The organism is Pseudomonas sp. SCB32 (genome assembly GCF_009189165.1).
Classification (GTDB): domain Bacteria; phylum Pseudomonadota; class Gammaproteobacteria; order Pseudomonadales; family Pseudomonadaceae; genus Pseudomonas.
On sequence record NZ_CP045118.1, the window covers coordinates 5567396 to 5590284 of the forward strand.

The window sequence follows — 22889 nt, forward strand, 5'->3', positions numbered from 1 at the left end:
GGTTTCGGGCCGATCGGCGTCAGAAGCGGAATACCTCGGCATCAGTGCGGATCGGCACCACCAACGGGATCTTCGGCCCTTCTTCCTTGGGCTTGGCCTTCTCGGTATTGGCAACCGCCGGCTTGCGGGGCGGTGCCGCTTGCTGCTCGGCGACCGCCGCGGCGACCGGGCGGACATCCTTGGCCAGCTGGACCGACAACTTGCGCAACAGCTCGCCCTGGGCCCGGACCTGATCCTGGATCGTGCCCGAATGCTGCTCTTCCTCGCGGAATACACGGCTATCGCGCAGCTCGCCCTTCGGATCGAGCAGACGCCAGCGCGCCTCCAGCACCGCCGGCTCCTTCGGGCCGGAATCCAGACGGCTGATGGTCAGCATGACCTGCACCTGCGGGGTGAAGCCGGGCTTCTCCGGGAACAGGGCCAGGCGGGTACTGTCGAGCTGGCTCGACAGCAGGCGCAGCAGTTGCTGGCTGACGTTGGTTTCCAGGCTGCCCGCCCAGCGAGCGTCAGTGGACAGACTGAGGATACCGTCAGCCTGACGCTGGACCATGGTCTCACGTTTCAGATAGTCAGCCAGGGAAACCGGGCCGAGGAGCACAGCGACACCATTTTCGCGGGTCGGAACCGACGCTGCACCTGCATCCAGTTGATACAGCTGGGTCGGTCGATTCACTGTGCAGCCCGCCAGCCCAAGAAGGCTGACGAGGGAAAGACATGCCAGGACGCGCAGAGCGCTCATCGTGAATCACCGTCATTCGCCGATAATCGGCGCTACTTCCAACATTTCAAGTAACTTCAGGGCAACGCGCCACGGCGCCGGCTGCCAAAAGGGCCTATCATCCCTCAACCGGCGCCTCAGCTCCAGAGGCAGAATGTATCGAGCCGCGTTTCACTCCTGAGACAGCGATTCTACCAGCAGACTGTCCACTCGCTGGAAACCGCGTGGCAATTTATTGCCTCGACGGCCCCTTTCGCCCTTGTAGTGCTCCAGGTCATCACCCTTGAGGGAGAGCGTCCGCTTGCCTGCCTGCAGCACCAGGGTCGCGCCCGTCGGAAGAACGGCGAGGTCGGTGAGGTACTCCTCGCGGCTCGCCACGCGCTCGCCCGGCACGCTGATGATCTTGTTGCCCTTGCCCTTGGCCAGCTGCGGCAGGTCGGAGACCTTGAACAGCAGCAGGCGGCCTTCGGTGGTGACGGCAGCCAGCCAGTCCCGCTCAACGTCCGCAACCGGACGCGGCGCCATGACCTGCGCGCCATTGGGCAGGCTGAGCAGGGCCTTGCCGGCCTTGTTCTTGGCCTGCATGTCCTCGCCCTTGACCACGAAGCCATAGCCGGCGTCGGAAGCCAGCACGTACAGCGCGCTGTCCTCGGGCAGCAGCACGCGGTCGAAGGTGGCGCCCGGCGGCGGAGTCAGGCGGCCGGTCAGCGGCTCACCCTGGCCACGGGCCGAGGGCAGGCTGTGGGCGGCCAGCGAGTAGCTGCGGCCGGTGGAGTCGATGAACACCGCATACTGGTTGGAACGGCCTGGCGCGGACACCTTGAAGCCATCACCGGCCTTGTAGGACAGACCGGTGGCATCGATGTCGTGGCCCTTGGCGCAACGCACCCAGCCCTTCTCGGACAGCACCACGGTCACCGGCTCGGTCGGCATCAACTCGGTTTCCGAAAGGGCGCGGGCTTCGGCACGGGCGACGATGGGCGAACGACGGTCGTCGCCGTAGGTTTCGGCATCGGCGATCAGCTCGTCGCGCACCAGTTTGCGCAGTTTGGCGTTGGAACCCAGGATCGCCAGCAGCTTGGCGCGCTCCTTGGCCAGCTCGTCCTGCTCGCCGCGGATCTTCATCTCTTCCAGACGCGCCAGCTGACGCAGGCGGGTGTCGAGGATGTAGTCGGCCTGCAGCTCGGACAGCTCGAAGCGCTGCATCAGGACCGGCTTGGGCTGGTCCTCGGTGCGGATGATGTGGATGACTTCGTCGAGGTTGAGGAAGGCGACCAGCAAGCCTTCCAACAGGTGCAGGCGTTTCTCGACCTTGTCCAGGCGGAACTGCAGGCGGCGGCGCACGGTGTCGGTGCGGTAGGTCAGCCATTCGCTGAGAACCTGGCGCAGGTCCTTGACCTGGGGTTTGCCGTCCAGGCCGATGACGTTCATGTTCACCCGGTACGAGCTTTCCAGATCGGTGGTGGCGAACAGGTGGGTCATCAGCTCTTCGGCATCCACGCGATTGGAGCGCGGGATGATGACAATGCGGGTTGGGTTCTCGTGGTCGGACTCATCGCGCAGGTCAGCCACCATCGGCAGCTTCTTGGCCTGCATCTGGCCGGCGATCTGCTCCAGCACCTTGGCCCCGGAGACCTGGTGCGGCAGCGCGGTGACCACGATGTCGCCGTCCTCGACGCGGTACACGGCGCGCATGCGCACCGAGCCACGGCCGGTTTCGTAGATCTTCTGCAGGTCGGCGCGCGGGGTGATGATTTCCGCCTCGGTGGGGAAATCCGGGCCCGGCACGAAATCGATCAGGTCGGCGACGGTGGACCCCGGGTTATCCAGCAGATGCACGCAGGCAGCGGCCACTTCGCGCAGGTTATGCGGCGGAATGTCGGTGGCCATGCCCACGGCGATGCCGGTGGTGCCGTTGAGCAGCAGGTTGGGCAGGCGCGCCGGCAGCACGGCCGGCTCGTCCAGGGTGCCGTCGAAGTTCGGCACCCAGTCCGCGGTGCCCTGGCCCAGCTCGGAGAGCAGGGTCTCGGCGTAGCGCGACAGGCGCGCCTCGGTGTAACGCATGGCGGCGAAGGACTTGGGATCGTCCGGCGCACCCCAGTTGCCCTGGCCGTCCACCAACGGGTAGCGGTAGGAGAACGGCTGCGCCATCAGCACCATGGCTTCGTAGCAGGCCGAGTCGCCGTGCGGATGGTACTTACCCAGCACGTCACCGACGGTGCGCGCCGACTTCTTGTGCTTGGCGTCGGCGTCCAGGCCCAGCTCGCTCATGGCGTAGACGATGCGCCGCTGTACGGGCTTGAGGCCGTCGCCGATGTGCGGCAGGGCGCGATCCATGATCACGTACATGGAATAGTTCAGGTAAGCCTGTTCGGTGAAGTCGGCCAGCGACCGGCGCTCCACGCCCTCCAGACTCAGATCGAGGGTTTCGCTCATGCGTGCCTCACGGTGAAGATTGCTGGCGCAGCACCAGGGTGCCGTCCTGCTGGGTGAAATCGAGTTGCTTGAGGGCGCTCATGCCGAGCAGCACCTCGTCGCCTTCCATGCCCGGCGCGATCAGCGCGGGCACGTCGTTCAAGCGGATATCGCCAAGCTGCAGCGAAGACAGGCGCGTACGCCAGCCCTCGCTGCGGCCGTTGGCAGTGTTCAGGGTGATCGGCGCGCCGAGCGACAGCCCCAGCCGGCGAGCCAAGGCCTGCGGGACGGCCACCTGGGTGGCGCCGGTATCGAGCATGAAGGTCACCGGCGTGCCGTTGATCCTGCCATCGACCACATAGTGTCCGGAGCGGTTGCCGAGCAGGCGCACTTCCACGTAGCCATTGCCCCGTACCGACTGCGGTTGCGGATTCGGGTTGTGCTGACGGTCTTCCCAGGCACCGAAATAGCGGGTGGCCAGCAGGATGCCCGCGCCCCAGGCGAGAAACATCATGATCTTGCCGATCCGCCGTCCCGGCACCGCGTCGCTCATTTGCCACCGAGCCAGCCGCCGATCGGCGCGGCGAAGCGCAGCACGTAGGGCCGCGAATCGCCATCGGCGCGCGCGTGATCGCCATTGTCCAGGCCGATCCAGGCCCCCTTGTCGTCGATGATCAGCGCTTCGGCGACGCCGTAGGGCAGGTCATAGCGCCGCTCCGGCGCCAGGGCGCCTGCGGCGAACGACCAGCACTGTTCCTGCGCGCCGGTGTCGGCGTCGCGTCGGCATATCTGGTGAGCCAGGCGCTCGAGGGTGAAGAGCTTGTCCTTGTACAGCACAAGGTCGGAGAAATCGATCGAGAGCGGACGATCGCTGCCGAGCTCCGGTGGCGGCATCATCGTGCCACCTTCGCTGAGCAGCACACAGTTGCCGTCACACTTCCAGGTGCCATTCTCGTTGCGCACGCGCAGCAGCCCCCGGCGCTGGCGTTCAGCCGCCAGCCACAGGTGCTTGCCGTCCGGGCTGATCGCCAGTCCTTCGTAGAGCGCGTTGTAACTCATCAGCAGGCCGCTGGCCCGGGCCTGGCGCAGCAGGCTCTTGGGCAACGGCAGCCAGGACGCCTCGCCAGCAACCGGCAACAGCAGCACGGCCGCGTAGCCTTCACTGACCACATAGCGATTGCCCGACTGGTCGCAGGCGATGCCTTCGAAGTCCATCGCACCGCCGCGCACCAGGCTGCCGACGCTGACCCGCGCGCGCATGCCCCAGGACAGCCCGCTGTCCGGCACATCAGGCGACACGAAGGGCTCGGCGGTGGCCTGCCAGGCCTTGCCCGGCTGCTCCTCGATCAGCAGGCGATAGATGCGGTCGTCTTCACGATCGGACACCGCCCACACTTCGCCACCGCAGCTCGCCAGTCCCGACAGGTTGCCCTTGGGCATGCCTTCCACCGGGTGCTCGGAGACAAACTGCAGGGTGTTCGACACCACCGCAGGCGCGGTATCGGCCAAGGCAACGCCGGCGCACAGGCCGAGGGCGGCCAGCAGCCAGCGCATCAGGCGAAGTCCGCCAGGTTGCCCTTGGTTTCCAGCCAGGACTTGCGGTCGCCGGCGCGCTTCTTGGCCAACAGCATGTCCATGATTTCCACGGTGCCTTCGGCGTCTTCCAGGGTCAGCTGGACGAGGCGGCGAGTGTTGGGGTCCATGGTGGTTTCGCGCAGCTGCGGCGGGTTCATCTCGCCCAGGCCCTTGAATCGGGTGACCTGCGGCTTGCCACGGCGCTTCTCAGCGGCCAGGCGGTCGAGGATGCCGTCGCGCTCCGCCTCGTCCAGGGCGTAGAAGACTTCCTTGCCCAGGTCGATACGGAACAGCGGCGGCATGGCGACGTAGACGTGGCCGGCTTCCACCAGTGGGCGGAAATGGCGGACGAACAGCGCGCACAACAGGGTGGCGATGTGCAGGCCGTCGGAGTCGGCGTCGGCGAGGATGCAGACCTTGCCGTAGCGCAGCTGGGTCAGGTCGGCAGCGCCCGGATCGACGCCGATGGCCACGGCGATATCGTGGACTTCCTGGCTGGCGAGCACTTCGCCGCCATCCACTTCCCAGGTGTTCAGGATCTTCCCGCGCAGCGGCATGATCGCCTGGAACTCCTTGTCCCGCGCCTGCTTGGCCGAGCCGCCGGCGGAGTCACCTTCCACCAGGAACAGTTCTGCGCGCATCGGGTCCTGCCCCGCGCAGTCGGCCAGCTTGCCGGGCAGCGCCGGGCCCTGGGTAATCTTCTTGCGCTCGACCTTCTTGCCCGCCTTGAGGCGGCGGCCGGCGTTGCTGATGGCCAGTTCCGCCAGTTGCAGGCCCAACTCGGGGTTGGCGTTGAGCCAGAGGCTGAAGGCGTCCTTGACCACACCGGAGACGAAGGCGGCTGCCTCGCGGGAGGACAGGCGCTCCTTGGTCTGCCCGGAGAACTGCGGCTCCTGCATCTTCATCGAGAGGACGAAGGCAATGCGCTCCCAGACGTCTTCCGGGGCCAGCTTCACACCACGCGGCAGCAGGTTGCGGAATTCGCAGAACTCGCGCATCGCATCCAGCAGGCCCTGGCGCAGGCCGTTGACGTGGGTGCCGCCCTGGGCGGTGGGGATCAGGTTGACGTAGCTTTCCTGCAGCGATTCGCCACCCTCGGGCAGCCACAGCAGGGCCCAGTCCACCGCTTCCTTGTTGCCGGCCAACGCGCCGCAGAACGGCTCATCGGGCAGGCGCAGGTTCTCGGAGACGGAGTCGACCAGGTAAGAGCGCAGGCCGTCCTCGTAGTGCCACTCGATGCGCTCGCCGCTGGCCTTGTCCTCGAAAGTGACCAGCAGGCCGGGGCAGAGCACGGCCTTGGCCTTGAGCACATGCTTCAGGCGGCTGACGGAGAACTTGTGCGAGTCGAAGTACTTGGCGTCCGGCCAGAAATGCACACTGGTACCGGTATTGCGCTTGCCGACAGTGCCGACCACTTCCAGGTCGCTGGACTTGAATCCATCGGCGAAGGTCATGCGGTATTCGTTGCCGTCACGCTTCACCCGCACTTCCACCAGGGTGGACAGCGCGTTCACCACCGAGATGCCCACGCCATGCAGGCCGCCGGAGAACTGGTAGTTCTTGTTGGAGAACTTGCCGCCGGCGTGCAGCTTGGTGAGGATCAGTTCGACGCCGGGCACGCCCTCTTCGGGGTGGATGTCCACCGGCATGCCACGACCGTCGTCGATCACCTCCAGCGAGTTGTCCTCGTGGAGGATCACCTGCACGCTTTTCGCGTGACCGGCCAGCGCCTCGTCGACGCTGTTGTCGATGACTTCCTGGGCCAGGTGGTTGGGACGGGTGGTGTCGGTGTACATGCCCGGGCGCTTGCGCACCGGATCGAGGCCGGAGAGGACTTCGATGGCGTCTGCGTTGTAGGCGTTCTGCTGGGCCATGGGGTCCCTACTTATTCAGAGGAAATTCGTTCAAAGGTCGAGAAGTCTACGTCGCGCCACAGGCCGGAGGGTATCCCGGCGAATGCTAGCAGTGCCGGCAGGTGGCTGACGAAGCGCTGGAAACCATGATCGCCACCCGCCTCGATGCGCAGCGCGCAGGCCCGGTAGTAGCGCTCGGCCGCGCGGTAATCAAGGGTTTCGTCAGCGGTCTGCAGCCACACCTGATAGCGCGAGCCATCGACCGGCGCCGGAACTTCCAGTTCCGCCAGGGCCTGGACGTGGTCAAGCGTCAGCTCCCAGGTCTCGCCGCTGTAATAGTTGGTCTGCGGGCCGAGTTGTCCGTCGAACAACCGGTGCGGCCCTACCGCCGGATTGATCAGGACCGCCTTCAGGCCATGACGTTCGGCCAGATGGGTCGCGTAGTAACCGCCCAAAGAGCTACCGATCAGCAGCGGCTGGCCGAGCTCCGCCACTGCCGCCTCCAATTGCGCCATGGCCTGGCGCGGATGGTGGTGCAGCGCGGGAACGCGCGCCGCCCCGTCCAGCCCAAGATGCTGCAGGGCGGCCACGAACTGGCGCGCCTTCTGCGAGGCGGGGGAGCTGTTGAAACCGTGGATATAGAGGAATGCAGTCATGGGCCGGGAGGCTACAAGCTGCAAGCGGCATGCCGCAAGTGGATCGCACCGAGGATGGTGACTGGTACGAGGCCCGGTCTCAATAGCCCCTGACGCTGTAGTCGACTTCGAAGGCGATGCCAGTCACCCGCGAGACGCCGGTTTCCAGCGAGCCATCGGGGCGCAGGCGCAGCCAGCGGTAACCCGGCGCCGGGCTGTCGACACAGAAGTCCTCGCTGCCCGGCGTGAACTGCACACAGGTGGACGGCGAAGCCAGCAGGCGCACATCCCCGCGCATGCGGTCGATCTCCTGGTGCACGTGGCCCCAGAGCAGGCAGCGCACATTCGGGTAACGGTCGATCATCGCGAACAGCCGCTCGGGGTTGTGAATACCGATGCGATCCATCCATTCGCTGCCGATGGGCACGGGATGGTGGTGGAAGCTGATCAGCAGATGCTTGTCCGCTGCGGCCTGGATGGCACGTTCGAGCAGGTCGAGCTGCTCGTCATTCATCTGTCCCGGCACGGCGCCTGGAATAGTGGAGTCGAGCAGGATGACGCGCCAGGCGCCCAGGTCGATCACCGGCTCCAGCAGGTCGGTGCCCGCAGTGGCTTCGCGCATCAGGTCGAGTTCGTCGTGATTGCCGGGGAACCAGCGGATCGGCGCGGCGATGGGCGCGGTGATCTCACGGAAGCGCTGGTAGGACGCCAGGCTGCCATCCTGCGAGAGGTCGCCGGTGGCCAGCACCAGGTCAATATGCGGTTGCTCGTCACGAACGAGGCGAACCACCTGGCTCAGGCTGTCGGCAGTGTCCATGCCCAGCAGACGGCCATCGGGCTCTGCGAACAGATGGCTGTCGGATAGCTGGACCAGCAGGACCGGTGCGGTATCGGAAGGATTTGCAGGCACTGGAGGCAATGCGCCTTCTCCTGTGAGGCGGGCGTCCACGGATGAGATGAGTATGGTGACAGTCACGCCCCCGGGCAAACCGGGAAAGCGTCACAGATCACATTTAGGGACACGCGGCGGACGGCGGGCGGGCAGCATATCATGGCCCAAGGCCATGATGCCGGCATCAGCGCTGCAGCACCGGCTCCAGCTCATGGCCACAGGACAGGCAGTGGCTCAGCCATTCTCCGAGGAACAGGTTGAGCTGGTTCTTCTCGTCCGGCTGGTGCATCGCCTGGTTCGGGTAGGGGTAGATCGCCAGCAGGCGACGTGCCTGCTCCGCGCCAACCACCTCGGCCATGCGCGCATCGTGGTACACCCGCACTTCCAGCTTGGGCGCCGGCAACCAGGGCAGCCCCAGCTCCTGGCGCACCTGCAGCACCGTGGTGTACGGGCAGGCCTCCACCACATCCAGCGCCAGCACACCGAGCAGGCGCTCGCCTTCGCTGAGCGCCACGCGGCGCGAAACCTGAGCTTCGCGCATTTCCGGCAACAGGCGCATCAGGCGCAAGTAGTTCGCCTCGCAGGTCGCCTGCAATCCCACCAGGTCAACGCGATAGCGCTCGCGCAACAGATTCACACCCATAACCCCCTGACCTCGGCGCGGTTCAGCGCCAGCCACTGCAGGGCGAGCATGCTCGCCGCGTTGTTGATGCGTCCGTCGCGCACAGCCTGCAACGCCTCCTCGAAGGCCAGCACGTGCACACGGATGTCCTCGCCCTCTTCCGGCAGGCCGTAGATGCCCGCCGCGGCAGTACTGTCGCAACGGCCGACGAACAGGTATACCTGCTCATTGCTACCACCGGGCGACGGCAGGTACTGGGCGATCGGCCAGAGCGCGCCAAGGGTCAGGCCGGCCTCTTCCACCGCTTCGCGGCGGGCGACCTCTTCCGGTTCCTCGTCCTTGTCGATCAGGCCGGCGACCAGCTCCAGCAGCCAGGGGTTGACCCCGGCGGCCATCGCGCCGACTCGGAACTGCTCGATCATCACCACTTCATCGCGCTGCGGATCGTAGGGCAGCACGCAGACGGCGTCGTGCCGCACGAACAGCTCGCGGGTCAGGACCGGACCCATGCCACCTGCGAACTGACGATGCCGCAGGTGCAGCCGGTCGAGCTTGTAGAACCCCTTGAAGCACTGTTCGCGCTTCTGGATCTCGACATCCTGGGGGCCTGGCTTGAACGTATCCGACATCCCGTTCCACTCACTGATCAATTGAACTTCGCGCCATCCTATCGCGCCATCCGACATGGCGCAGCCTCTTTCTCGGACCGCCCGGCGGGCCGCACAGACGTGCGCCCGTACCCTGCCACCGGGCCCAGGACTGGTTCATACTGCCCGCCGAACCAGCGGCCGCGATGACGGTCCAAACCGCCCAAGTCCGCGACGACAAGGAATCCCATGCGTCTATTGAAACTCGCTGCCGCCGGCAGCCTCTGTCTGTTACTGGGGGCCTGCCAGAGCCTGTTCAAGCCCGGCCTCGACGAGCCGCTGCCGGCGCACCGCACGGCCTTCGAACACCTCCAGCCCGGCTGCCAGGGCGAGCAATGCCCGCTGTTCAACCTGGATACCTTGAGCTTCGACGACGAGCCTGTGCTCAACGCGGCGATCAACCAGCAATTGCTGGTATTGGCCCGCGAAGGCGAGAGCGAAGGCCCCATGCCCGCCAACCTGGAGATCTACGAGAAGCGCTTCCTCGACAGCGCCCAGCCCGGCTGGAACAGCTACCTGCAAGCCAAGATCCTCGAACAGCATGACGGCCTGGTGATCATCGAGCTGTCCAGCTATCGCTTCACCGGCGGTGAGTACGGCCACCCGGGGCGCGCCTACATCAATTATGACCGGCGTATGCACAAGGTGCTTGGCCTGCAGGACATTCTTCTGCCCGGCCAGGAGGAGGCCTTCTGGAACACCGCCCGCCTGGCGCACAAGGCCTGGATACTGCAGAACAAGCTGGACGAGCAGGACCCGAACTTCTCCAGGGAATGGCCGTTCCAGACCACCCAGCATGTCGCCCTGACCTTCGGCGCGCTGACGCTCAAGTACAACATTGACAGTATTGCACCGCACTCGGTCGGGCATCCGGAGCTGAAGATCCCCTACCCGCGCCTGAACGGCATCGTGAAGCCCTATTACTTCCCGGGGCGCGGGGCGCAGTAGGCAATATTCGCAACGGCCGGTGACCAATCGCGGACAGAGTCCGCGATTGGTCACCGCAACCTCGAACCCCCGCCCGCGAACCGCATCACGCCGAAGCCGGCACCTTCACACCAACACGCCCCAGCAGCAATTGCAGCACGCCCGCCACCACCAGCGCCGGCAGGGTCGCCCCCAGGTCCGGCTGGTAGTTCGCCAGCAGGTGATACACCACCACGCCACCGGCCCAGGCCAGCAGCGAGCCCCAGCGCAGGCCGTGGGGAATGGTCGCCGGCGCGCGGCGGCGCAGCACGAAGTGGTCCACCAGAACCACGCCGAACAGCGGGGCGAACACCGAGCCGATCAGCAGCAGGAAGTTCTGGTACTGCGCCAGCGGCGCGAACCAGGCGATCAGGGTGCAGATCACGCCGATACCCAGCGCCAGGTGTTCGACCTTCAGCGGCAGCAGGATGCCGCTGGATACCGCCGCCGAATGGATGTCGGCGAAGGCCTTTTCCGACTCGTCCAGCAGGATCAGCAGCAGCGGAATGCCCATGCCGGCGCCGGCCAGCGCCAGCAGCAGCGCGTTGGCGTCGCTGCCCTGGGCGAACGCCAGGGTGTAGGCCACGCCCAGGCCCATCAGCCAGAAGCAACCAATGAAGAAGCCCAGCGCGGCGCCACCGAAGGTGTGCCCGGCGCGCTTGCCGAAGCGCGAGTAGTCGGCGATCAGCGGCAGCCAGGACAGCGGCATGGCGATGGCGATATCGAAGCCCACGGCGAATGGCAGCGAACCGTCACCGGCCTTGGCCCAGAGCGCGGCCAGATCGGCACGCTTGAACAGGTCGAAGGTCAGCCAGAGGCAGGCGGCGATCAGCAGCCAGATGCCCCAGCGGCGCAGCACACGACGGACGAAGGCGAGCGGCCCGCTGACGGCGAGCAGGGTCGCCAGCGCACCGAACACCAGGGTCCAGAGTGCCGGATGAGTCCAGCTACTGCCTTCGCCAAAGGCGCGGGTCGCCAGCAGGCTGGCGGCATCGCGCATGACGATGATCTCGAAGGCGCCCCAGCCCACCAGCTGCAGCAGGTTGAGCAACGCCGGCAACGCGGCGCCGTGGCTACCCAGGCTGAGCTTGAGCGAGGCCATGGCAGCGAGGCCGGTGTCGGTGCCGATCACCCCGGCGCTGGCCAGCAGCAGCACGCCGACCAGGGTGCCGAGCAGGATCGCGCCCAGCGCGCCGGCCAGGCCCAGGCCCGGCGCCAGCAGTGCGCCGGTCTGCAGCACCATCAGGCCGATGCCGAGGGAGAACCAGAGGGAAAACACATCGCGCAGGCCAAGCACGCGCTGGGCGCTGCCGACGGCGACGGTGGGGGAATAGTTGGTGGCGGTGGTGGTCACGATGCGTGCAAGGCTCAAATGTTGGAATAGTTTTCTGTTTTTCGTAGGAATCCCCACCCTCGGCGATGAGGATGGGGATTCCGGTCACACCTGCTTGTAGATCACCGAGCCTTCATCCTTGAAGCGCGCGGACTGTTCCTGGAAGCCGGCCTCGATGGCTTTCTGCTCATCGGTGAGACCGTTTTCCTTGGCGTAGTCGCGGACTTCCTGGGTGATCTTCATCGAGCAGAACTTCGGCCCGCACATGGAGCAGAAGTGTGCGACCTTGGCCGAGTCCTTGGGCAGCGTCTCGTCGTGGAAGGCACGGGCGGTGTCCGGGTCCAGGCCGAGGTTGAACTGGTCTTCCCAGCGGAACTCGAAGCGCGCCTTGGACAAGGCATTGTCGCGGATCTGCGCGCCCGGGTGACCCTTGGCGAGATCGGCGGCGTGCGCAGCGATCTTGTAGGTGATGATGCCGGTCTTCACGTCATCCTTGTTCGGCAGGCCCAGGTGTTCCTTGGGCGTGACGTAGCAGAGCATGGCGCAGCCGAACCAGCCGATCATCGCCGCGCCGATGCCCGAGGTGATGTGGTCGTAGCCCGGCGCGATGTCGGTGGTCAGCGGGCCAAGGGTGTAGAACGGCGCCTCGTCGCAGCACTCCAGCTGCTTTTCCATGTTCTCCTTGATCAGGTGCATCGGCACATGGCCGGGGCCCTCGATCAGCACCTGGACGTCATGTTTCCAGGCGATGCGGGTCAGCTCGCCGAGCGTCTCCAGTTCGCCGAACTGTGCGGCGTCGTTGGCGTCGGCCACCGAGCCTGGACGCAGGCCGTCGCCCAGCGAGAAGCTGACGTCGTAGGCCTTCATGATTTCGCAGATTTCCTCGAAGTGGGTGTAGAGGAAATTCTCCTGGTGATGGGCCAGGCACCACTTGGCCATGATCGAGCCGCCACGGGAGACGATGCCGGTGACGCGCTTGGCGGTCAGCGGCACGTAGCGCAGCAGCACGCCGGCGTGGATGGTGAAGTAGTCCACGCCCTGTTCGGCCTGTTCGATCAGGGTGTCGCGGAAGATTTCCCAGGTCAGGTCCTCGGCGATGCCGTTCACCTTCTCCAGCGCCTGGTAGATCGGCACGGTGCCGATAGGGACCGGGCTGTTGCGCAGGATCCACTCGCGGGTCTCGTGGATGTGCTTACCGGTGGACAGGTCCATCACCGTGTCGGCGCCCCAGCGGATGCCCCAGGTGAGCTTTTCCACTTCTTCCTCGATGGAGGAGCCCAGCGCGCTGTTGCCGATGTTGCCGTTGATCTTCACCAGGAAGTTGCGGCCGATGATCATCGGTTCCAGTTCGATGTGGTTGATGTTCGCCGGGATGATCGCGCGACCGCGGGCCACCTCATCACGGACGAACTCGGGGGTGATTTCCTTGGGGATGCTGGCGCCGAAGCTCTGACCCGGGTGCTGGGCGTCCAGCAGGCCGGCGGCGCGGGCTTCCTGCAGCTTCATGTTCTCGCGGATGGCGATGTATTCCATCTCGGGCGTGATGATGCCCTGGCGCGCATAGTGCATCTGCGTGACGTTGCCGCCGGCCTTGGCGCGGCGCGGAGTGCGCACGTGGGCGAAGCGCAGGGCGTCGAGACTGGCGTCGGCCAGGCGCGACTGGCCGAACTCGGAGGTCAGGCCGGGGAGGATTTCGGTGTCACCACGCTCGTCGATCCAGCGCGAGCGCACATCCGGCAGCCCCTTGCGCAGGTCGATGCGCACGTCCGGATCGGTGTAGGGGCCGGAGGTGTCGTAGACCATCACCGGGGCGTTCTTCTCGCCGCCGAAGGCAGTGGGGGTGTCGGCGAGGGAGATTTCCCGCACGGGGACGCGGATGTCCGGGCGCGAGCCGGTCAGGTAGACCTTTTTCGAATTCGGGAAGGGCTGGGTCGACTGGCGATCCAGCTGTTCAAGGCGGGTGACGTTGTTTTTCTGGGTGCTCATCCTGGCTCTCCTGGGGTTGATTGCCGGGGAGAACCTGGACCTGGGAGCCGCACCGAGCGGCGAAGGGACGCACCCCGAGAAGGGCTGGGGCCGGGGCGGAATGCGCCGCGGGATGCGTACTTCTTGTTCCCTACGCGGGTATTAACCCGATCAGGTTCAACGGGATCCGGAACTATCCGATCTCAGCCCTTCGCATTGGGCACCCCGACAAGAACGCCCGCAGTCTAATCAACTGTGCAGCGATTAGCCAATGCCGTCTGACCGAAAACCACGCAATTGCCTACAGGCAGCTACACTCCTGCCTCGGAAGGCTCGTACGAACGTGCCTTGACCGCCATCGGCGGCGACCGTAGCCTTGCCCCACCTCGCATCACTTTCTAGGACGAACGAATGCTGCGCAGACTTTCCCTGGCTGTCGCCGTGGCCGCTTCGACAGGCTTTGCCTGGGCCGCACAGCCCGCTCCGGCAGCGTCTTCGCTGCCGACCAAGACGGACCTGATCAGCGTCTACAAGGACGCCGTCGACAACAACTCCGACCTCGCCGCTGCGCAGGCCGACTACATGGCCCAAAAGGAAGCCGTGCCCCAGGCGCGCTCCGGTCTGCTGCCGCAGATCAACGCCGGCGCCAACGTGGCCAGCACCCATACCTCGCTGGACGAGCCCAACACCTCGTTCAACCGCAGCAGCCAGGTGATCCAGGCGACCCTGAGCCAGCCGCTGTTCCGTGCCGATCGCTGGTTCCAGCTCAAGGCGGCGAAGGACACCTCCGAACAGGCCCAGCTGGAATTCTCCTCCACCCAGCAGCAGTTGATCCTGAAGAGTGCCGAAAACTACTTCGGCGTGCTCCGCGCCCAGGACAACCTGGCCGCCAGCAAGGCCGAGGAAGCGGCATTCAAGCGCCAGCTCGACCAGTCCAACGAACGTTTCGATGTCGGCCTGTCGGACAAGACCGACGTACTCGAATCCCAGGCCAGCTACGACACCTCGCGGGCAAACCGCCTGGTGGCCGAGCAGCAGGTTGCTGACGCCTTCCAGGCCCTGGTCACCCTGACCAACCGCGAGTACAGCGCTATCGAAGGCATCCTCCACTCCATGCCGATCGTGGCCCCGATGCCCAACGACGCCAAGGCCTGGGTGGATACCTCGGTGCAGCAGAACCTGGCGCTGCAGGCCAGCAACTACGCGGTCAATGCCGCCGAAGAAACCCTGCGCCAGCGCAAGGCCGGCCACCTGCCGACCGTTGACGCCGTGGCGCAGTACCAGAAGGGCGACAACGATGCCCTGGGCTTCTCCAACACCGGCATTCCCGGCGATCCGCACTACGGCAAGTGGGTCGACGAGAGCAGCATCGGCCTGCAGCTGAACGTACCGATCTACAGCGGCGGACTGACCAGCTCCCAGGTGCGCGAAGCCTACCAGCGCCTGAACCAGAGCGAGCAGCTGCGCGAAAGCCAGCGTCGCCAGGTGGTGCAGAACGCCCGCAACCAGCACCGCGCGGTGAACACCGACGTGGAGCAGGTGAAGGCGCGCCGCCAGGCGATCATCTCCAACCAGAGCTCGCTGGAAGCCACCGAGATCGGCTACCAGGTCGGTACCCGCAACATCGTCGACGTACTGGACGCCCAGCGTTCGCTGTACAACTCGGTGCGCGACTACAACAACACGCGCTACGACTACATCCTCGACAACCTGCGCCTGAAGCAGACCGCCGGCACCCTGGCGCCGAGCGACCTGCAGGCTCTGGGCAGCTACCTGAAGCCGGACTACAACCCGGACAAGGACTTCCTGCCGCCGGACCTGGCCAAGGCCGCGGAAGCTCAGCTCAAGGGCGGCACGAAGCAGCAGTGACCTAGCCCCATGAAAAAGCCCCGCATGCGGGGCTTTTTCTTTGGTCACGCCGATGGCTCGGCGTAAAGCGAATCCAATCGCGGAGCCCCAACGCGCCGGACGCTCCGGTGAATGCCTGCCCAATCGCGGACAAAGTCCGCTCCTACAGGATCAACACCGGAGCACCCGGTCTGCGTGGGAGCGGGCCATGCCCGCGAACAAAGGCCGGCTCAGTCCCGATACCCCGGCGCCACCCGATCCAGCATCCGCAACAGCGCGCCCCAGGCCAGGTCGTTGCCATCCGGATCACTCAGCTCGCCCTCGGCCAGCGGCCGCTGTGGCGCGTTGAACTGCTGCTCGGTGTAGCGGCACACCTCATCCGACGGAATCACCAGCTCACCGCCAGCCTGCGCCGCCAGCTGGATATCGCAGGCCTTCTCCAGGTAGTACATACGCAGGAACGCCTGCTGCACGGTCTGGCCCACGGTCAACAGGCCGTGGTTACGCAGCATCAGGCCGATGTGCTCGCCGCCCAGGTCGCGCACCAGGCGCTCCTGCTCGTCCATCGACAGGGCGATGCCTTCATACTCGTGGTAACCGAGCCGCCCGTAGAACTCCATGGACATCTGGTTCAGCGGCAGCAGCCCGCAGGCCTGCGCGGCCACCGCACAACCGGCGCGGGTGTGGGTGTGCAACACGCACTGTGCGTCCTCGCGGGCGCCGTGGATGGCACTGTGGATGACGAAGCCCGCCGGGTTGACCTTGTACGGCGTCGGCTCCACCGGATGGCCGGACAGGTCGATCTTCACCAGGCTCGAGGCGGTGATCTCGTCGAACATCAGCCCGTAGGGATTGATCAGGAAATGGTGCTCGGGGCCGGGGATACGCACCGAGATATGGGTAAAGATCAGATCGCTCATGCGGAAATGCGCGATCAGCCGGTAGCATGCGGCCAGCTCCTCGCGCAGCTTCCATTCTTCCGGCGAACAGTTGGCGCGGCTCGGGGCCTGCGCCTGCAGCGACGTCATGGTGCTCTCCTTCTCAAACGAAAAGACACCGGGGCGCACAGGCCCCGGCGTCACACTCACTGGGCGGCCCAGGCGTTGAAGCGCTCTTCCAGCTCTTCACCGTGGTCGACCCAGAACTCATCGTCCATCGCCAGCCCCTGGGGCAGGTTCTGCGTCGACGTGGGTACCCAGCCGGCCAGCTCCGACGGCAGACGCTCGGCGGCCTGCTTGTTGGTCGGACCATACGCAATGTGCTTCACGTAGTCGACCTGGGCATCGGGCTGGTTGGCGAAGGCGATGAAACGCTTGGCCGCATCGACGTGCTGCGAGCCCTTGATGATCGCCCAGTAGTCCATGCCATACAGGCTACCCGGCCAGATCAGTTGCAGGTTGCGCCCGCCCTTGTAGGCATCGGCGATACGGCCGGTGTAGGTGGTGGTCATCACCACGTCACCGGCGGCCAGCCACTGCGGCGGTTGCGCACCGGCTTCCCACCACTGCACGTACGGCTTGATCTGGTCGAGCTTGGCGAAGGCACGGTCGACGCCGGCCTTGGTGCCCAGTTCCTTGTAGACGTCGGCAGGCTTGACGCCGTCGGCCATCAGCGCGAACTCCAGGTTGTAGATCGCGCGCTTGCGCAGGCCACGCTTGCCGGGGAATTTCTTCACGTCCCAGAAATCCGCCCAGGAGGTCGGCGCCGGCTTGAGCTTGTCGGCGTCGTAGGCGATCGCCACGCCCCATACCAGCGCAGCGGAACCGCAGTCCTTGGCGGCGTTGGGAATCAGCTGGTCCTTGCCGCCGATCTGCTGCCAGTTCAGCGGTACGAACAGTCCCTCGTCGCAGCCACGGGCCAGGTCCGGGCCCTCGATCTGCACCACGTCCCAGTCGGCGTGGCCGGTGTCGGCCATCACCTTGATGCGGGCCATTTCACCGTTGTACTCGCTCTGGGTCACCCCGACCCCGGATTGCTTGCTGAAAGGCTGGAAAAAGGCCGCGTCCTGGGCCTTCTGGCCGGCGCCGCCGTAGCCGACCACCACCATGTTCTCGCTGGCCTGGGCAACGGCGCAGCAGAGTCCGAGGGCGAGCAGCAGCGGCTGCACAGCATTCTTGCGGAAAGTCATTGGGCATACCCCATGTCGTAGGAGGTAACGGGCGCAGCGCAAAGCGCCACGCGCACGCTGGATGAGCGTGCCGGAACAACGGACAGAGGTGGAACGGTGGCCTGCGGGCAAGCCCGCAAAGCGAGGGGGGACCGTACGGGACGGTTCATGCGCCTCTCCTCTTGTAGTTGTTGTGGAGCACGTCGCGGTTGAGCCCGAAGGACCGGGCCGGAAATGAAACTACCCAGTCACTTTTAAAAAAACAAGTTGATTTTTTACTGCCGGTAAATTTCCATAGACATAGCTTAAATGACCTATCCCGATTCCAGGAGAATCCCCGTGTCCGAGGTCCGCCACTTCCAGCAGTCCGCCCTGCAGTTCCAGTCCTACGCTGGCGAACCGGTCGACCGCGCCGCCATCTGCCGCCTGATCGGCCCGACCGACAGCCAGACGATGGGCGCGGGCCTGGCGCGCTTCGACGGCGTCTCCATCGAGTGGACGGTGCTCTATGACGAGCTGATCGTGGTGCTCGAAGGCCACTTCCGCCTGCGCCTGGCCGACCGCGTGATCGAAGCCGCGCCGGGCGACGTGATCTGGGTCCCCGAACGCACCCCGCTGGCCTACGAAGGCGAGAGGGCCAGCGTCTTCTACGCCCTTTATCCGGTGGATTGGCAGGCGCGCAACGCCTGAATATTTCGACCGGCTGCGCGTCGGCGGAACGGCGTTGGAAACCGGCTCGGCACGCTCATTGACTGGAGTCAACTCCGCTGCCTCGCCGGTTCCCGCCTTGTTCCGCTCTAGCTCGCGCGATCGATGCCCAACATTGAATTACAACAAGAATCCGGAGTTGCCCGATGAGCCAGTTCCCCCACCTGTTCAGCCCGTTGACGATTCGCGGCAAGACGCTGAAGAACCGCATCATGTCCACCGGGCACGACACCTCGATGCCCACCGACAACCTGGTCAACGACCAGCTGGTGGCCTACCACACCGCCCGCGCCAAGGGCGGCGTCGGCCTGATCGTGCTGCAGGTCGCCGGCGTGCATGACAGCGCCCGCTACACCTCCCACGTGCTGATGGCCACCGACGACGCCTGCATCCCCGGCTACCGGCGCATCGCCGAGGCCTGCCACGCCGAGGGCACCGTGGTGCTGTCCCAGGTGTTCCACCCGGGCCGGGAGATCATGGAATCCAGCGACGGCCTGCTGGCCGTGGCCTACTCCGCCTCCGCCTCGCCCAACGAGCGCTTCCGCGTGATGCCCCGCGAGCTGAGCCAGGCGATGATCGACGAGATCATCGAAGGCTACGCCGCCGCCGCGCGCCGCCTGCACGCCGCCGGCGTCGACGGCGTGGAAGTGGTCGCCAGCCACGGCTACCTGCCCGCGCAATTCCTCAACCCACGGGTGAACCGCCGCAGCGACGGCTACAACGGCGACCTCGACGCGCGCCTGCGCTTCACCCGTGAAGTGATCGCCGCCGTACGCGCCGCCACCGACGAAGACTTCATCATCGGCCTGCGCATCTCCGCCGACGAGCGCGATCCGGAAGGCCTGACCGAAGACGAATCGCTGCTGGCCGTCAAAGCCCTGCAGAACGAGCTGGACTACGTGCACATCGTCGCCGGCACCTCGGCGTCGCTGGGCGGCGCCATCCATATCGTCCCGCCCATGGCCGTCGAAGCCGCCTACCTGGCCAACGAGGCCGGCACCTTCAAGCGCAACCTGGAGATCCCGCTGTTCGTCACCGGGCGCATCAACCAGCCGCAGGAAGCCGAGCTGATCGTCGCCCGCGGCCAGGCCGACGTCTGCGGCATGACCCGCGCACTGATCTGCGACCCGAAGATGCCGAGCAAGACCGAAAGCGGCCACGTCGAGGACGTGCGCGCCTGCATCGCCTGCAACCAGGCGTGCATCGGCCACTTCCACCGCGGCTACCCGATCTCCTGCATCCAGCACCCGGAAACCGGTCGCGAGCTGATCTACGCCGAACGCAAGATGGCCACCCAGCGCAAGCGCGTATTGGTGGTCGGCGGAGGACCGGCAGGCATGAAGGCCGCTGCCGTGGCGGCCCAGCGCGGCCATGAAGTGACCCTCTGCGAAGCCAGCGGACAGCTCGGCGGCCAGGTCAACCTCGCCCAGTTGCTGCCGCGCCGTGCCGAGTTCGGCGGCGCCTCCACCAACCTGCAGCGGGAGATGCAGCTGGCCGGTGTCGAAGTACGCCGCAACACCCGCGTCGACCGCGCCCTGGTCGAACAGGAACGCCCCGACGTGGTGATCGTCGCCACCGGCGCCAAGCCCTACCGTCCGCCCTACGAGGAGGCCGGCAACCTGCAGGTGGTCGACGCCTGGCAAGTGCTGCGCGGCGAAGTGAAGATCGGCCGCTCGGTGCTGGTCACCGACTGGCGCGCCGACTGGATCGCCCCCGGCATCGCCGAGCGTCTGGTGCGCGACGGCCACCAGGTGCAGCTGGCGGTGAACGGCACTCATGTCGGCGAGAACCTGCCGCTCTACGTGCGCGACCACCTGGCCGGCGAGCTGCACCGCCTGGGCATCAGCATCACCACCTATGCCCGCCTGTATGGCGTCGACGACAGCACCGTCTACCTGCAGCACAGCGCCAGCGGCGAACCGATGCTGGTGGAAGGCATCGACACCCTGGTGCTCTGCCAGGGCCACCAGCCGGTGGACGAACTGGCCGACGAGATCGCCGATCTGGCCGAAGTGCGCCGCATCGGCGACTGCCTGGCGCCGCGCACCGCCGAAGAAGCGATCTACGAGGGACTCAAGGCAGGCTGGGCGATCTGATCAACCATCCCGTAGGATGGGTAGAGCGCAGCGAAACCCATGCCGCTGTCGCGCGGAATCTGGACGAACCGTGCAGGGCGCGATGGGTTTCGCGCTGCTCTACCCATCCTACGATCCGAGTAGCAGGTCCACAGTCGCGGCGCATTGTTTAGAATGCCCCACGACGAACATCGCCAGGACCCTCGCCGCATGAGCCAGAAAGCCCCGCAGGAAGCACCCGCCAACGCCGAAGCGCAGTTCCTCGGCACCCGCATCCGCGGCCTGCGCAAGCGCCGCGGCATGACCCTGGCGGAACTGGCCGAGCAAAGCAGCCTCACCGCCGGCTATATCAGCCAGCTCGAACGCAACCTGGCCTATCCATCGATTCCGGCGCTGTTCAACATCGCCCGCGCCCTGGGCGTGACCATCCAGTGGTTCTTCGCCAGCGAAGTCCAGGTCGACCCGGCCGACGCCGGCTACGTGGTACGGCGCAACGCGCGCACCAGCGTGCATTACGAAGACGGCATCGTCGACGAACTGCTCAGCCCGCAGCCCAGCCGCCAGCTGGAAATCCTCCACTCGCGCTTCCCGCCGGGTACCTATAGCCAGCAGAGCTACAGCCACGACGGCGAGGAAGCCGGCTACCTGCTCAGCGGCAGCTTCGAGCTGTGGGTGGGCGATCGGCATTTCCTGCTCAACGAGGGCGACAGCTTCAGCTACTCCAGCCAGGAGCCGCATCGCTATGGCAATCCCGGGGATGTGGAGGCCGTGGTGCTCTGGGTGATTACGCCGCCGACGTTCTAATGCGGCGTTGACGGATACCTGTAGGAGCGAGCTTGCTCGCGAATGCTCTCCCGGCAGGCACGACGTCAGGCAGGTTCGCGAGCAATAACCAGGCGTCCCCCTCGCTCCTAGAGTCGGGGGCTCGGGAAGATTTGGGTTTCATGCCCACCCCTCACCCCAGCCCTGGCTGCGCGCCCCGCTCCTAAGGGAGAGGGGGAAGGTCGGCGCGGGCGCTTGGTATCGCCACCCGCCTGTAAGCTTCTTGAGAGACGCAGTATCCGGCTGACTCGGTGGCACGCCTCACACCGAACGCCCCCCCTCTCCCTCTGAGAGCGGGTTAGGGTGACGGCAGGCCCTGCGCCGAACCCCGATCAGCCCCTGATCAGTCGCCCCAGCCCATTCAGCAAACGCTCCAGCGCCCCCTGGTTGGCCTTCATCACACCCAGCCCAGCCTCGGCCATGCGTTCGGCACTCGCCGGCTCATCCCACAAGGCCGCCACGGCCACCGCCAGCGAAGGCGCATCAGCCACCTCCCGCAGAGCACCGACCTCGCGCAATTGCGTGGCGATTTCCAGGAAGTTGAACAGGTGCGGTCCGGACAGCACCGGCTTGCCCAGCGCCGCCGGCTCCAGCAGGTTGTGCCCGCCGTTGGGCACCAGGCTGCCTCCGACAAAGGCGACATCGGCCAACGCATAGAGGAACAGCAGTTCACCCATGGTGTCGCCCAGCAGCACCTGGGTATCCGCCGCGACCCGTTCGCCAGTGGAGCGGCGCTGGGTATTGAAGCCTTCGCGGGCGCACAACTCGAACATCGGGTTGAAGCGCTCCGGGTGGCGCGGCACCAGGATCAGCAGCGCATCCGGGTGTTTCTCCAGCAGTTGGCGATGGGCGGCAAGGGCGATCTCATCTTCACCGGCGTGGGTGCTGGCGGCGATCCAGACCGGCCGCTGCCGCGCCTGCCACTGGCCGCGCAGGTCGTGGGCACGGGCCAGCAATTCGGGGTCGATGGTCAGGTCGAACTTGATCGAACCGGTCACGCTCACGCAGTCCGGACGAGCGCCGAGTTGGCGGAAGCGGCCGGCCTCGGCCTCGGTCTGCACGGCGATCCAGCTCATCTCTTCGAGCATCGGCCGGGTCAGCCCGCCGAAGCGCGCATAGCCCCGCGCCGAGCGCTCGGACAGCCGCGCATTGGCCAGCGCCACCGGAATGCCGCGCCTGGCGCACTGGTGGATATGGTTCGGCCACAGCTCGGTTTCCATGATCACGCCCAGCACCGGGCGGGCGCGGTCGAGGAAACGCGCCGCCGCCCACGGCAGGTCGTAGGGCAGGTAACAGTGTTGCACCTGGTCGCCGAACATCGCGCGGATGCGCTCGGAGCCGGTGGGCGTCATGCAGGTGACGGTGATCGGCAGGCCGGGATGGCGCTGCATCAGCGCGCGGATCATCGGCGCGGCGGCGATGCTCTCGCCCACCGACACCGCGTGCACCCAGATGCCGCCGGGCTTGAGCGCCGGCAGGCCGATGGCGAAGCGCTCGCCGACGCGCTGGACATAGGCCGGCGCCTTGCGCGAACGCAGGAACAGGCGCAGCGCGACCAGCGGCAGGCCCAGGTGGAACAGCAGGGTATAGAGGGTCCGGTTCATGGCGGCGGAGAGTAGCAAATTAGCGGGCCAGCACGCTGCATTCGTAGGGCGTACAACCGTTCGCGGTTGTATGCCGTTACACCGTTTTTACCACCAACACCCTG

19 protein-coding genes and 1 riboswitch are annotated in these 22889 nt (G+C 66.0%); of the genes, 5 read left to right on the plus strand and 14 right to left on the minus strand.

Translation table 11 applies throughout. The features are described 5' to 3' along the window. Positions 1-19: 19 nt before the first annotated feature. From GA645_RS25510 to GA645_RS25550, 9 genes are all read right to left on the minus strand, one after another. A complete protein-coding gene (locus GA645_RS25510; protein ID WP_152226637.1) occupies positions 20-739 on the minus strand; it encodes a membrane integrity-associated transporter subunit PqiC in 720 nt (239 codons plus the stop codon). 150 nt (positions 740-889) lie between these two features. Then, entirely contained in the window at positions 890-3154 is a 2265-nt protein-coding gene (parC, locus tag GA645_RS25515) for a DNA topoisomerase IV subunit A (RefSeq protein ID WP_152226639.1), read from the minus strand. A gap of 7 nt (positions 3155-3161) precedes the next feature. Next, the gene (locus GA645_RS25520) at positions 3162-3686 is read right to left on the minus strand and encodes a TIGR02281 family clan AA aspartic protease (RefSeq protein ID WP_152226641.1); all 525 of its coding nucleotides are present in this window, start codon (positions 3684-3686) and stop codon (positions 3162-3164) included. Beyond that, positions 3683-4687 (minus strand): esterase-like activity of phytase family protein, encoded by a 1005-nt coding sequence (locus GA645_RS25525; RefSeq protein ID WP_152226643.1) that lies wholly within the window; start codon positions 4685-4687, stop codon positions 3683-3685. The genes GA645_RS25520 and GA645_RS25525 overlap by 4 nt, the downstream gene beginning before the upstream one ends. Beyond that, a complete protein-coding gene (parE, locus tag GA645_RS25530) occupies positions 4687-6582 on the minus strand; it encodes a DNA topoisomerase IV subunit B (protein ID WP_152226644.1) in 1896 nt (631 codons plus the stop codon). Before parE ends, GA645_RS25525 begins: the two co-directional genes overlap by 1 nt. An 11-nt stretch (positions 6583-6593) precedes the next feature. Beyond that, positions 6594-7217, minus strand: coding sequence for a YqiA/YcfP family alpha/beta fold hydrolase (locus GA645_RS25535; protein ID WP_152226646.1), 624 nt, complete (start codon positions 7215-7217; stop codon positions 6594-6596). Positions 7218-7296: 79 nt separating this feature from the next. After that, positions 7297-8115 (minus strand): 3',5'-cyclic-AMP phosphodiesterase, encoded by an 819-nt coding sequence (gene cpdA / locus GA645_RS25540; RefSeq protein WP_152226648.1) that lies wholly within the window; start codon positions 8113-8115, stop codon positions 7297-7299. 157 nt (positions 8116-8272) lie between these two features. Beyond that, complete coding sequence (locus GA645_RS25545; protein ID WP_152226650.1) at positions 8273-8731, minus strand: DUF1249 domain-containing protein; 459 nt, start codon at positions 8729-8731, stop codon at positions 8273-8275. Further along, complete coding sequence (locus GA645_RS25550) at positions 8722-9339, minus strand: NUDIX domain-containing protein (RefSeq protein ID WP_152226652.1); 618 nt, start codon at positions 9337-9339, stop codon at positions 8722-8724. Before GA645_RS25550 ends, GA645_RS25545 begins: the two co-directional genes overlap by 10 nt. Before the next feature lie 207 nt (positions 9340-9546). On the opposite strand from GA645_RS25550, the gene GA645_RS25555 reads away from it, so the two are divergent. Beyond that, the gene (locus GA645_RS25555) at positions 9547-10305 is read left to right on the plus strand and encodes an RsiV family protein (protein WP_152226654.1); all 759 of its coding nucleotides are present in this window, start codon (positions 9547-9549) and stop codon (positions 10303-10305) included. 85 nt (positions 10306-10390) lie between these two features. Here GA645_RS25555 and cytX read toward each other — a convergent pair whose 3' ends face one another. Both cytX and thiC read right to left on the minus strand, forming a co-directional pair. Then, complete coding sequence (cytX, locus tag GA645_RS25560; RefSeq protein ID WP_152228317.1) at positions 10391-11677, minus strand: putative hydroxymethylpyrimidine transporter CytX; 1287 nt, start codon at positions 11675-11677, stop codon at positions 10391-10393. A gap of 84 nt (positions 11678-11761) precedes the next feature. Then, positions 11762-13642, minus strand: coding sequence for a phosphomethylpyrimidine synthase ThiC (gene thiC, locus GA645_RS25565; protein WP_152226656.1), 1881 nt, complete (start codon positions 13640-13642; stop codon positions 11762-11764). A 110-nt stretch (positions 13643-13752) separates the two neighbouring features. Further along, positions 13753-13859, minus strand: a riboswitch (TPP riboswitch). Positions 13860-14032: 173 nt separating this feature from the next. Between thiC and GA645_RS25570 the strand changes: the two genes are divergently transcribed. After that, on the plus strand, positions 14033-15490 hold the full coding sequence (locus GA645_RS25570) for a TolC family outer membrane protein (protein ID WP_152226658.1): 1458 nt from the start codon (positions 14033-14035) through the stop codon (positions 15488-15490). 209 nt (positions 15491-15699) lie between these two features. On the opposite strand, the gene GA645_RS25575 is transcribed toward GA645_RS25570, so the two are convergent. Both GA645_RS25575 and GA645_RS25580 read right to left on the minus strand, forming a co-directional pair. Next, positions 15700-16497 (minus strand): class II aldolase/adducin family protein, encoded by a 798-nt coding sequence (locus GA645_RS25575; RefSeq protein WP_152226660.1) that lies wholly within the window; start codon positions 16495-16497, stop codon positions 15700-15702. Between the two features lie 56 nt (positions 16498-16553). Next, positions 16554-17597: an ABC transporter substrate-binding protein gene (locus GA645_RS25580; RefSeq protein WP_152226662.1), complete on the minus strand. Its 1044-nt coding sequence runs from the start codon at positions 17595-17597 to the stop codon at positions 16554-16556. A 318-nt stretch (positions 17598-17915) separates the two neighbouring features. Here GA645_RS25580 and GA645_RS25585 point away from each other — a divergent pair, with 318 nt between their 5' ends. The 3 genes from GA645_RS25585 to GA645_RS25595 all read left to right on the plus strand — a co-directional run bounded on the left by GA645_RS25585 (position 17916) and on the right by GA645_RS25595 (position 21163). Next, positions 17916-18266, plus strand: a complete 351-nt coding sequence (locus tag GA645_RS25585; protein WP_152226664.1) for an ethanolamine utilization protein EutQ — start codon at positions 17916-17918, stop codon at positions 18264-18266. Positions 18267-18430: 164 nt separating this feature from the next. Continuing rightward, positions 18431-20380: an FAD-dependent oxidoreductase gene (locus GA645_RS25590; protein WP_152226666.1), complete on the plus strand. Its 1950-nt coding sequence runs from the start codon at positions 18431-18433 to the stop codon at positions 20378-20380. A gap of 189 nt (positions 20381-20569) precedes the next feature. Next, positions 20570-21163, plus strand: coding sequence for a helix-turn-helix domain-containing protein (locus tag GA645_RS25595; RefSeq protein ID WP_152226668.1), 594 nt, complete (start codon positions 20570-20572; stop codon positions 21161-21163). 350 nt (positions 21164-21513) lie between these two features. On the opposite strand, the gene waaA is transcribed toward GA645_RS25595, so the two are convergent. Then, positions 21514-22785 (minus strand): lipid IV(A) 3-deoxy-D-manno-octulosonic acid transferase, encoded by a 1272-nt coding sequence (waaA, locus tag GA645_RS25600; protein WP_152226670.1) that lies wholly within the window; start codon positions 22783-22785, stop codon positions 21514-21516. Positions 22786-22889: the final 104 nt, after the last annotated feature.

What these genes read in the sequence shown, in the direction of transcription:
- GA645_RS25510 (WP_152226637.1), bottom strand. Translation starts at nt 739, where the DNA reads ATGAGCGCTCTGCGCGTCCTGGCATGTCTTTCCCTCGTCAGCCTTCTT.
- parC (WP_152226639.1), bottom strand. Translation starts at nt 3,154, where the DNA reads ATGAGCGAAACCCTCGATCTGAGTCTGGAGGGCGTGGAGCGCCGGTCG.
- GA645_RS25520 (WP_152226641.1), bottom strand. Translation starts at nt 3,686, where the DNA reads ATGAGCGACGCGGTGCCGGGACGGCGGATCGGCAAGATCATGATGTTT.
- GA645_RS25525 (WP_152226643.1), bottom strand. Translation starts at nt 4,687, where the DNA reads ATGCGCTGGCTGCTGGCCGCCCTCGGCCTGTGCGCCGGCGTTGCCTTG.
- parE (WP_152226644.1), bottom strand. Translation starts at nt 6,582, where the DNA reads ATGGCCCAGCAGAACGCCTACAACGCAGACGCCATCGAAGTCCTCTCC.
- GA645_RS25535 (WP_152226646.1), bottom strand. Translation starts at nt 7,217, where the DNA reads ATGACTGCATTCCTCTATATCCACGGTTTCAACAGCTCCCCCGCCTCG.
- GA645_RS25545 (WP_152226650.1), bottom strand. Translation starts at nt 8,731, where the DNA reads ATGGGTGTGAATCTGTTGCGCGAGCGCTATCGCGTTGACCTGGTGGGA.
- GA645_RS25550 (WP_152226652.1), bottom strand. Translation starts at nt 9,339, where the DNA reads ATGTCGGATACGTTCAAGCCAGGCCCCCAGGATGTCGAGATCCAGAAG.
- GA645_RS25555 (WP_152226654.1), top strand. Translation starts at nt 9,547, where the DNA reads ATGCGTCTATTGAAACTCGCTGCCGCCGGCAGCCTCTGTCTGTTACTG.
- thiC (WP_152226656.1), bottom strand. Translation starts at nt 13,642, where the DNA reads ATGAGCACCCAGAAAAACAACGTCACCCGCCTTGAACAGCTGGATCGC.
- GA645_RS25570 (WP_152226658.1), top strand. Translation starts at nt 14,033, where the DNA reads ATGCTGCGCAGACTTTCCCTGGCTGTCGCCGTGGCCGCTTCGACAGGC.
- GA645_RS25575 (WP_152226660.1), bottom strand. Translation starts at nt 16,497, where the DNA reads ATGACGTCGCTGCAGGCGCAGGCCCCGAGCCGCGCCAACTGTTCGCCG.
- GA645_RS25580 (WP_152226662.1), bottom strand. Translation starts at nt 17,597, where the DNA reads ATGACTTTCCGCAAGAATGCTGTGCAGCCGCTGCTGCTCGCCCTCGGA.
- GA645_RS25590 (WP_152226666.1), top strand. Translation starts at nt 18,431, where the DNA reads ATGAGCCAGTTCCCCCACCTGTTCAGCCCGTTGACGATTCGCGGCAAG.
- GA645_RS25595 (WP_152226668.1), top strand. Translation starts at nt 20,570, where the DNA reads ATGAGCCAGAAAGCCCCGCAGGAAGCACCCGCCAACGCCGAAGCGCAG.
- waaA (WP_152226670.1), bottom strand. Translation starts at nt 22,785, where the DNA reads ATGAACCGGACCCTCTATACCCTGCTGTTCCACCTGGGCCTGCCGCTG.